The sequence below is a fragment of the Candidatus Thiothrix phosphatis genome (assembly GCF_035668035.1).
Classification (GTDB): domain Bacteria; phylum Pseudomonadota; class Gammaproteobacteria; order Thiotrichales; family Thiotrichaceae; genus Thiothrix; species Thiothrix phosphatis.
Window position 1 is genome coordinate 37,298 of the sequence record NZ_JAYMYJ010000140.1, and the last position, 9,577, is coordinate 46,874.

The 9,577-nt window shown below is 55.4% G+C and carries 10 protein-coding genes and 1 tRNA gene; all 11 read left to right on the top strand.

Going from position 1 to position 9,577, the window contains the following annotated elements:
• The first annotated feature begins 498 nt into the window (after window positions 1-498).
• The 11 genes from ruvB (at window position 499) to VSS37_RS16830 (ending at window position 9,576) form a co-directional block, all read left to right on the top strand.
• Window positions 499-1,566 (top strand): Holliday junction branch migration DNA helicase RuvB, encoded by a 1,068-nt coding sequence (gene ruvB / locus VSS37_RS16780; RefSeq protein WP_324697062.1) that lies wholly within the window; start codon window positions 499-501, stop codon window positions 1,564-1,566.
• Entirely contained in the window at window positions 1,550-1,969 is a 420-nt protein-coding gene (gene ybgC, locus VSS37_RS16785; RefSeq protein ID WP_324697063.1) for a tol-pal system-associated acyl-CoA thioesterase, read from the top strand. The genes ruvB and ybgC overlap by 17 nt, the downstream gene beginning before the upstream one ends.
• Window positions 1,966-2,652, top strand: coding sequence for a protein TolQ (gene tolQ, locus VSS37_RS16790; protein ID WP_324697064.1), 687 nt, complete (start codon window positions 1,966-1,968; stop codon window positions 2,650-2,652). Before ybgC ends, tolQ begins: the two co-directional genes overlap by 4 nt.
• Window positions 2,649-3,077 (top strand): protein TolR, encoded by a 429-nt coding sequence (tolR, locus tag VSS37_RS16795; RefSeq protein ID WP_324697065.1) that lies wholly within the window; start codon window positions 2,649-2,651, stop codon window positions 3,075-3,077. The genes tolQ and tolR overlap by 4 nt, the downstream gene beginning before the upstream one ends.
• A gap of 45 nt (window positions 3,078-3,122) precedes the next feature.
• Complete coding sequence (tolA, locus tag VSS37_RS16800) at window positions 3,123-4,421, top strand: cell envelope integrity protein TolA (RefSeq protein WP_324697067.1); 1,299 nt, start codon at window positions 3,123-3,125, stop codon at window positions 4,419-4,421.
• Window positions 4,422-4,426: 5 nt separating this feature from the next.
• Window positions 4,427-5,656, top strand: a complete 1,230-nt coding sequence (gene tolB / locus VSS37_RS16805) for a Tol-Pal system beta propeller repeat protein TolB (protein ID WP_324697069.1) — start codon at window positions 4,427-4,429, stop codon at window positions 5,654-5,656.
• A 23-nt stretch (window positions 5,657-5,679) separates the two neighbouring features.
• Entirely contained in the window at window positions 5,680-6,264 is a 585-nt protein-coding gene (gene pal / locus VSS37_RS16810) for a peptidoglycan-associated lipoprotein Pal (RefSeq protein ID WP_324697071.1), read from the top strand.
• A 4-nt stretch (window positions 6,265-6,268) separates the two neighbouring features.
• Complete coding sequence (ybgF, locus tag VSS37_RS16815; RefSeq protein WP_324697073.1) at window positions 6,269-7,174, top strand: tol-pal system protein YbgF; 906 nt, start codon at window positions 6,269-6,271, stop codon at window positions 7,172-7,174.
• A gap of 110 nt (window positions 7,175-7,284) precedes the next feature.
• A complete protein-coding gene (locus VSS37_RS16820; RefSeq protein ID WP_324697075.1) occupies window positions 7,285-7,503 on the top strand; it encodes a hypothetical protein in 219 nt (72 codons plus the stop codon).
• Between the two features lie 6 nt (window positions 7,504-7,509).
• On the top strand, window positions 7,510-9,366 hold the full coding sequence (locus VSS37_RS16825; protein WP_324697076.1) for an AAA family ATPase: 1,857 nt from the start codon (window positions 7,510-7,512) through the stop codon (window positions 9,364-9,366).
• Window positions 9,367-9,500: 134 nt separating this feature from the next.
• Window positions 9,501-9,576, top strand: a tRNA-Lys gene (locus VSS37_RS16830).
• The last annotated feature ends 1 nt before the right edge of the window (window position 9,577 follow it).

Genomic DNA, 9,577 nt, shown 5'->3' on the forward strand with positions numbered 1-9,577 from the left:
GTTTTATAGAAATATAGCAATGCTCTTTATTACCGGGTTCGGCACCATCATTAGAAAATAATATTAATCCCTGTTTATCAGCACTCATTACCGTGTTAACTGTTTGGATTTTTGATGGCAATATTCTATGAAAACATAAGAAAATCATATAAATATAAGAAACCTTAATGCCTTGTGACAAACTATAGTTCGTTTTTCCACAATTTCCGTTTATTTTTTCCTTTTTCGATTCATTATTTTGATCATAAGGGAGAGAATAATCTTCTTATCCGCTTATTTAGGCATTATGACTATTAATTGATCAGGAACATATGGCTTACCCTAGCTATTCTTAAAATTTATCGATGTGGCCTCACAATGAAACAGATGGTCAATGGGTCATAAGTAAATACATTCCAATAATTTAGTTTATGCGCCAACCCGCTTCCAACGGTGGCACATACAAGTTCAATGCCGCTAAAATGTTGTCGATAAATGGATACACAAGCACCCTTGATCATGGATAAACAAGATTCCCGCGTCATTTCTCCACAGTCCCTACGTGAAGAAGATCGGATTGATGAAAATATTCGCCCACGAAGGTTACAAGACTATATAGGCCAGCCTGTTGTGCGGGAACAGATGGAAATCTTCATCCATGCAGCCCGTCATCGCGGCGACGCATTAGACCATGTCCTCATTTTTGGGCCACCTGGGCTAGGGAAAACAACCCTTTCCCACATTATAGCCCACGAAATGGGAGCCAATCTGCGCCAGACCTCGGGGCCGGTGTTGGAAAAAGCTGGTGATCTTGCCGCCTTGCTAACCAACTTGGAGCCACACGACGTACTTTTTATTGATGAGATCCATCGACTCAGCCCAATGGTGGAAGAAATCCTGTACCCGGCGATGGAAGATTTCCAACTGGACATCATGATTGGTGAAGGGCCTGCGGCCCGTTCCATCAAACTTGACCTTCCACCCTTCACACTCGTCGGTGCCACGACCCGTGCCGGTTTGCTTACCTCGCCACTACGCGACCGTTTCGGCATCATCCAACGGTTGGAGTTCTACAACGAACAAGATCTTGCCTACATTGTCATGCGTGCGTCCGGCATTATCGGTGCCAAGATCGACCCTGATGGCGCACATGAAATCGCCCGCCGTTCACGCGGCACCCCCAGAATCGCCAACCGCCTGCTGCGCCGGGTGCGTGATTACGCCCAAGTCAAAAGTGACGGCGTCATCAGTTCCGAAATTGCGGACAAGGCCCTCAATATGCTGAATGTCGACCACCAGGGGTTCGACCACATGGACAGGCGGCTGCTGCTGGCGATCATGGACAAGTTTGACGGTGGCCCAGTCGGCGTCGATAGCCTAGCGGCCGCAATCGGCGAAGAGCGTGGCACCATCGAAGATGTGCTGGAACCGTTCCTGATCCAGCAAGGCTATCTGATGCGCACCCCCCGCGGACGGGTCGCCACCCGCAGGGCTTGGCAGCATTTCGGGCTGAACATGCCAAGCACTATTGAATCCATCACTGGCGACGATGACAAGGAAGGCAAAAACCTTGAGCTGTTCGAATGAGTTCACCCTGACAGTCCGTGTCTACTATGAGGACACGGATGCGGGCGGCGTAGTCTACCACGCCAATTATCTGCGTTTTATGGAGCGCGCCCGGACTGAATGGCTGCGCCAGCTGGGTTTCGAGCAAGACCAATTGGCCAAAGAGATGAATATTGTATTTGTCGTTGCGGGCTTGGAAATCACCTACCGTAAGCCTGCCCGCTTCAATGACGCCTTGCTGGTCAGCGCCGCCATCGAAAAAACTGGGCGCACCCAGATCATTTTCAGCCAAAAAATTTGGCGGATAAGCTCAGATAATTCGCCCGAACTATTGACAACCGCCAGCGTCAAAGTAGTCTGTGTCGACTTGGGCACATTCCGTTCAACAACTATTCCGGCACTAATAAGGGAACTCCTTCCGTGACAACTGACCTTTCCATTTTCAAGCTGATCATGGATGCAAGCCTGGTCGTCAAGATCGTCATGGCTTTGCTGGTGATGGCCTCCTTGCTATCGTGGACGCTGATTATGGTCAAATCCAGCGCCATCAGCTCCACCCAACGCAGCGTGGAAAAGTTCGAGGAACGTTTCTGGAGCGGCGTTTCCCTGAACTCCTTATATGAGGAGTTGTCCCAGAAAATGAACCGGCGCGGACTGGAGCGCATTTTTTTCGACGGCTTCCACGAATACAAGCGCGTGCTCAACGTCGACCCGACATCACGCTTGTCGGTGACCGACTCGGTGCAACGCGCCATGCGGGTGGCAGCCGCCAAGGAAGTGGACGACCTCGAGCAAAACTTGGCTTTTCTGGCCACAGTAGGCTCCACCAGCCCGTATGTCGGCCTGTTTGGGACGGTATGGGGAATCATGAACTCATTCATTTCACTAGGGCAAATGCAGCAGGCCACCCTCGGGGTGGTCGCCCCCGGCATTGCGGAAGCGCTGATCGCCACCGCCATCGGCTTGTTCGCCGCCATCCCGGCGGTCATTGGCTACAACCGCTTCAGCGACAAAATTGACCGTCTGATCGTCAATTACGACAACTTCCGGGAAGAGTTCACCGCATTGCTGGAACGCCACGCCTCGGCGCAAAGGAAAAGCGCGTGAGCACCCCTTGCCGCCGCAAACGCCGCGCCATGGCGCAGATGAATGTGGTTCCCTACATCGACGTCATGCTGGTGTTGCTGGTGATTTTCATGGTGACCGCGCCAATGATGCAGACCGGCGTCAAGGTTGACGCACCGGATGCGCAGGCGGAAGCGCTAGACGCCGACAACCAACAGGAACCCTTGACCATTTCAGTTGATGCCAACGGGCATTTTTTCCTGGATGACGGCTCCGAAGTCCCAGCGGACGGCGTTACCCGCTATGTCAGCTCCCAACTGGACGACAAGGCTGAACGTCCTGTCTATGTACGGGCGGACAGCACGGTGGAATACCGTTACTTAATGAATGCAATGGTCGCGGTGCAACAGGCAGGCGCAAAAAAAATCGGCTTGATGGCAGACCCCACGCCTCCCGACCAACGCTGACCACCTGCAACCGCAATGATCTGAGAAGGGCTAACACAAAAGATCATGTTTAAAGAAATACGCAACAAACCACAGGCGCTACTTTGGGCCATTCTACTGCACGTAGTCATCGTGCTGGTGCTATTACTCAGCTTCAAATTGACCGACCGTCCGTCCACAACCTCAGACAATGTCCCTGTACAGGTCGTCACCCCAGATGGTGAAACAACCGAGAAACCAACCGAAGACGAAGCTGCCCGCACCGGCCTGACCGCCAAGGAACAGGACGCCTCACCGCAGCAGCCTGACAAACAGGAAGCAAGCGCCGAGCAGGCACGCCAGCAACAAGAGGCCGAACGGAAAGCTGAAGCCGAACGCCAGCAACAGGAAGCGGAACAGAAAGCGCAAGCCGAAGCCGAACGCCAGCAACAAGAAGCACAACGCAAAGCCCTGGCAGAACAAAAAGCACAGGCGGAAGCCAAAGCCGAACGCCAACAGCAGGAAACACAACGCAAAGCCTTGGCGGAACAAAAAGCGGCGGCAGACAAAGCCAAAGAAGCCGCCCGCCAGGAGGCCGCCGAGGAAGAACGCGCCAAAGCCGAAGCCCACCGCCGCGCCGAGGCCAAGGCGGAAACCCGCCGTCAAGCGTTAGCGGAAGAGAAGCGCCAGCAACAGGAAGCTGAACGCCAAAAAACCCAAGCCGCCAAGGCCAAGGCGGAAGCAGAAGCCGAAGCGCTGGCGGACAGGAAAGCCCGGGAAAAAGCCGCCGCCAAAGCCAAAGCTGCGGAAGAAGCAAAAGCCGCCGCCAAGGCCAAAGCCGCGGAAGAAGCAAAAGCCGCGGCCAAAGCCAAGGCTGCGGAAGAAGCAAAAGCCGCGGCCAAAGCCAAGGCTGCGGAAGAAGCAAAAGCCAAAGCGGCCGCAGACGCAGAAGCCAAAGCCAAATCTGAAGCACTGGCGCGCAAAAAAGCCGCTGAAGAAGAAGCCCAACTGGCCGCCGAACGCGAACGCTGGAAAGCGGCCGAAGCCAAACGCAAGGCTGCCGAAGACGAAGCCCGCCGGGCTGCCGCTGCGGCAGCAGCCGGCCCCAGCGCCAGTGAGTTGGGTTCCGCCCGTTCCGCCTGGGCCAGCGCCATCCGCCGCAAAGTCAAAGGCAACTGGAACCAACCATCCGAGCATTTCGGCATGTCCGGCACTGCCCGCATCAGTGTGCGCTCACCCGGAACCATCAACCGCTTTTCATTGTCCTGTAAAGGCAGCCCTGCGTTCTGTGAATCACTCAAAGCCGCCGTCCACAGCTCTGATCCGTTGCCCAAGCCGGAATATAGCGAGCTTTACGGCGATACCCTTGTCATTACGTTTGAGTAACAGTCATGAAAAAGAAACTGCTGACAACCCTCCTGCTTTCCGCCAGCGTCTTGCTTCCAGCCCTGACAGCGGCGGAGGAATTGCATATCCGCATCGACAGCGATGCTTCGGCGGATGGCACCCGCATCCTGGTGACGCCTTTCAGCCCCTTATCAAAAGTGATCGAAGCTGACCTGCAACGCAGTGGCCGCTTCGCCCTGGTTGACCCGACCCGCGCTGGCGGCAGTTCCTCACCCGAAGCCCTACGGGCGGCGGGCGCGGAATACGCCGTGGTGGGCAGCCAATCCGGCGGGCTGGATTTCCAGCTGATCAATGTCAACAGCGGCCAGGCAGTCGGCTCATTCCGCATACCGTCCCACCCCAACCAACGGCGCATGGCACACAAAGCCGCCGATCTGGTCTTTGAAAAACTGACTGGGGTGAAAGGCGCATTCGACACCCGCATTGCCTACGTTTCCGCCAGTGGCCCGGCCCGCAACCAGACCTACCAACTGATCGTGTCGGATTCTGACGGCTTCAACCCGCGCACCATCGTGTCTTCACGCAAGCCGGTCATGTCGCCAAGCTGGTCGCCGGATGCCCGGCAACTGGCTTATGTGTCCTACGAAAGCGGGCGTCCGGTCGTGTACGTGCAAGATTTGGCATCCGGCGGCAAACGCGCCATTTCCGACCCGAACCGCTCCAGCATTTCACCCTCATGGTCACCGGACGGAAACTCAATCGCCTACAGCGTGGCGGATCGGGGCAACTACAATATCGTGGTCGCCAATGCCAGTGGCGGCGGCGCGCGCCAGATCACCAATACCCGTGGCATCAATGTGGAGCCACAATGGGCCAGCAGCAATACGCTGGTGTTCACCTCTGACCGTAGCGGGCAACCCCAGCTTTACCAGACCGCCGCCACTGGCGGTGGGGAAAACCGCATCTCCTTCTCGGGCGGCTATAACGCGGGCGCCAGCATCGCTGGCAACACCGTGGCAATGGTGCAGGAGAGCGGCAACACCTCCAAAATCACCCTGATGAACGCCGCCACCAAGGAAACACGCACCATTTCACGCGGCAGCCAGGATGATTCACCCGCCATTTCCCCGAATGGCGTGATGGTGCTGTACGCCACTGACGCAGGTGGGCGCGGCTCATTGGCGGTGGCCAGCGATAACGGCAAGGCCCACCAGATCCTGTATTCACAGGCGGGCGATGTACGCGACCCTGCCTGGTCCCCCTATCTTGATTGATGACGAATAGCGAGATGAGTGTCATGAACATGAAATTATTGGCTTCTTCCGTACTGGCTGTTGCGCTGGCCGTATCCGGTTGCGCACCCCAAACAACCGCGCCGGGAACAGGCGGCGGCGCAACCGGAGGTTACGGCGCAGGCACTGGCGGCGCTGGCAATAACAACCCCTACGGTTATGGTTACGGTTCTGGGGCTGGCGGCTCTGGCTCCAATTACGGGGCTGGCAGTGGCGTTTACACACCGGCGGAGTTGAGCAACCCAAACAGCATCCTGGCGCAGCGGATCATTTATTTCGACTTCGACAGCTCCAACATCCGCCCGGAATACATGAATATCCTGAACGCCCACGCTTCCTTGTTGAGCGCCTACCCCAACTTGCGGGTGCGCCTGGAAGGCCATGCCGACGAGCGCGGCTCGCGTGAATACAACGTCGCCTTGTCTGAACGGCGCGGTTATTCCGTACTGGATTATTTGCAAGTCAAGGGCGTGCGCGCCAATCAAATGGACGTCATTGGTTATGGGGAAGAAGTTCCTGCCGACTTTGGGCATAATGAAGCAGCGTGGGGCAAGAACCGCCGCGTTGAAATCAAATATGCCGGAGAATAGGACAATGCAGAACACACTGAAGCGTAACGCACTCAGCATCCTGACCGCCGCCGCCTTGGCGGCGCCAGCTTGGGCGGAACCGCTGCCGGACGAAGCAGCCGTCCAGTTGTTGCAACGGGTCAATGAGCTGGAGCAGGAACTGAAAAACCTGCGGGGCGACAACGAAAATTTGCAGAATGAGCTGGAAACCCTTAAAAGCAAGCAGCAGGAAAGCTTTCAGCAAGTGGATGAACGCATCGACAATTTGAAAGAACCTGCCGACGACAACGCCAAAACGCCTCTCCCCACCGCCGAAACCAGCAAACCCGCCCCGGAAAAAAGTGACCCAAACGGTTTTTACAGCTACGGGACAGGCAAGTTGGACGATAAAAATCTGGGGACTGACAAACCCGCCGCCGACGCTGACAAACCCGCTGCCGACGCTGACAAGCCCGCCGACAAGCCTGACCAGGATAAAGATACGTCGACCAAATCGACAGATACAACCAGCAGCAATAAAAATGACCCTGCCTCCCCACCAGTGGAAGACGAACGCTCTGTCTATGACCAGGCGTTCCAAACCCTGTTGCAAGACCCCAAAGAAGCTGTCCCGGAATTCCGCTCCTTCCTCAAGGAATATCCCAACAGTTCACTGGCCTCCAGCGCCCAGTATTGGATAGGCGAAGCCCTCTATGCCGAAAAGGATTTCAAGGGTGCCGTCGAAGAGTTCCTGGTGGTGCTGAAAGAACATAAAAGCAGCGACAAGGCGCCGGATGCCGCGCTCAAGCTCGGCTACAGTTTTTACGAACTGAAAGAATGGGAAAAGGCCCGCCAAACCTTGGAGGATGTCATCACGTTCTTCCCAAACAATACCGACACCACCAAACTGGCCAAGGAACGCCTCGACAAAATGAAAACTGAGGGGCATTAACCCCTCCCTTTTCGTTTTTTAACCACTGTTACCAGCTTCCCCGGCAAAATTCAGGTTCTTTGCATATAGTTATCTGGCAAGGATGATGACAAATAGCAGCGGAGAAGCGCATGTTTGGAAAAAAAAGCCCAAAACCCTCCCCTTTGCCCGATATTTTGCAGGCGGTGCAACCAAACCAGCTGAAAACAGCAGCGGCGCGCCGCTTCATGGAGTTCTGCCGCCAGGATTATCCGGCGCATGCCAACGCCGATGGTTTCGACCCCAATGTGTACATTGACGCTGTCAAGCTGGTGCTCACCCGTTTGGAAGCCACCCGGCATATGGAGTAAGCGGGCATGATTATCCTCTCCATTCACGCAGAAAATTTCCGCAAATATACCCAATTGCGTTTGGACAACTTGCCGGAACGCGGCCTGTTGGCGGTGGTGGGCGGCAACGAATCGGGCAAAAGCAGCATTGGCGATGCGATCCAGTTTGGCCTGTTTGGGCGCACCACCCAAATTCCACCTGAAGAAGCCGCCAAATTGATTCATTGGGGAACGGATAAGGCCAGTGTCTCCTTACGGCTTCAGCATCGGGGGCATGAATACCGGCTGGCACGCTCCATCAACAGCGCAGGTGAAACCGCCGCCACCCTGTTTTCCACGGAAGAGGAAACCACGTTGGCGGATACGCCCGAAGGGGTGGAGCGTCAGCTTAAGGCCCTGCTGGGTTATCACTACGACGCATTCGCCAAAGCGTTTTACTGGAGCCAACAAAACAGCAGCTCACGGGAAGGCGACAGCGACGCTTTACGGGCGCTGGCTGGCCTCAAGGAACATGCCCGCCTCAGCAGCCAGTTGGAGCACGAACAACAAGATCGCCTGGCCACCCTGGAAGAACTGGACGCCAAACGCCAGCACACTGCCGGAGCCATTGAAGCCCTGCACATTGACGAAGGCCAGCTTCCCCACCTGAACAGCATCGTCACCGACCTGGATGAACATCAGCAACGTCTGTTGTTGTTAGAGGAAAAATTAGACAAAGAAACCGTTGTCTACCCCAACAACCTGCGACGCTTCCAGCAGGCCAGCCAACGTAGCCGCAAAATCTCACGCTGGACAAAAATAGTTCTGCTGATTTTTTTAATTACCCTGTTGGTTGGCTTGTTTCTGCTGTTCACACCAGAATGGGGCACGCACTTCCTGACGGCAATGACTGAAGGGATCCGTGACCTAACAGGCAGGACCAGCATCCGGCTGGCCTCCATCGCCGCCCTGATCGGAGCCTGCCTGCTGGTCTACGGCTGGTATGTCGACGTCCGCCATTTACGCCCGTTGCAACGGCAGGCCAGAAACCTCGCCAGTGTTATGGATGAAAGCTATCAGGTCTGCACCCAACCGGTTTCCCGCCTGCTGCAAACTGACAGCACTGATTACCTGTTGGCGAAGCATCTGGAACTGCCGGAATCCAGCAACAGCCACGCCGACATGGCCGCAGTCCCAGACTGGAAACAGGCTGCGCTCCACTATCAGGCCAAAGCGCTGTATGTGCACAGCGCCGCTGATACCTTGCATACCGGCCTGACCAACCGTAACCAGGAGTTGCAAAACTATCAGGCGATGGCCAAGGCCGATATCCAGACTGAACAAACGCATCTGCAACAGCGCGCCCAACTGCAGCAATTGTTGCAGCAACAGGAACATGATCTGGAGCACGAACGCCGCGAACAGGTCGTGGCCAGCACCGCCATCGACCTGTTGCAGCGGGACGCTAGCCGCTCCATCGGGCGCTTCAATCAGATGGTGCAAGCCCGTTGCCCTGAATTCCTGCAACGTTTTACCCAATCACATTACAAATCGCTGGAAATCCTGCCGGATTTTAGCCTCAAGGTGCTATCGGAAGAAAAAGGCGATTTCCTTGATTTCAACGAAATCTCCACCGGCACCCAACGGCAGGTGGCGCTGGCCATGCGGATCACGCTGGCCAACGCGCTGACTGACGCCACCAAGGCGGACGCTCAGATGATATTTTTGGATGAGCCTTTCGCCTTTTTTGATCCGGAACGCGCCAGCAACACCCTGCAAAGCCTGCAAGAAACCAGTAAAGGGGCAGTCAGCCAAATTTGGCTGACTGCCCAGACAAAACCTGAAGGGATATCATTGGCGCAGGTTATCCCTTGCCCACAGGGAAACCCAGTGCTTAAGCTCTAACAGCCGCCTTTATTACCGTGCTTTCAGCATCAGAAGATTGATGTTTAGCTGGAATGACAGGACGAAGAAACTAGAGAAAAAGTCCGAAAAAAGGCTTGAAACCAAAAGCTGCTTCCGTATAATAGCGCGTCTTCGGGACATTAGCTCAGTCGGTAGAGCATCTGACTTTTAATCAGGTGGTCGTGCGTTCGAGTCGCACATGTCCCACCAT

Excerpts from the sequence above, each read along its gene's own strand:
- ruvB (WP_324697062.1), top strand. The coding sequence starts at position 499 with ATGGATAAACAAGATTCCCGCGTCATTTCTCCACAGTCCCTACGTGAA.
- tolA (WP_324697067.1), top strand. The coding sequence starts at position 3,123 with ATGTTTAAAGAAATACGCAACAAACCACAGGCGCTACTTTGGGCCATT.
- tolB (WP_324697069.1), top strand. The coding sequence starts at position 4,427 with ATGAAAAAGAAACTGCTGACAACCCTCCTGCTTTCCGCCAGCGTCTTG.
- pal (WP_324697071.1), top strand. The coding sequence starts at position 5,680 with ATGAACATGAAATTATTGGCTTCTTCCGTACTGGCTGTTGCGCTGGCC.
- ybgF (WP_324697073.1), top strand. The coding sequence starts at position 6,269 with ATGCAGAACACACTGAAGCGTAACGCACTCAGCATCCTGACCGCCGCC.
- VSS37_RS16820 (WP_324697075.1), top strand. The coding sequence starts at position 7,285 with ATGTTTGGAAAAAAAAGCCCAAAACCCTCCCCTTTGCCCGATATTTTG.
- VSS37_RS16825 (WP_324697076.1), top strand. The coding sequence starts at position 7,510 with ATGATTATCCTCTCCATTCACGCAGAAAATTTCCGCAAATATACCCAA.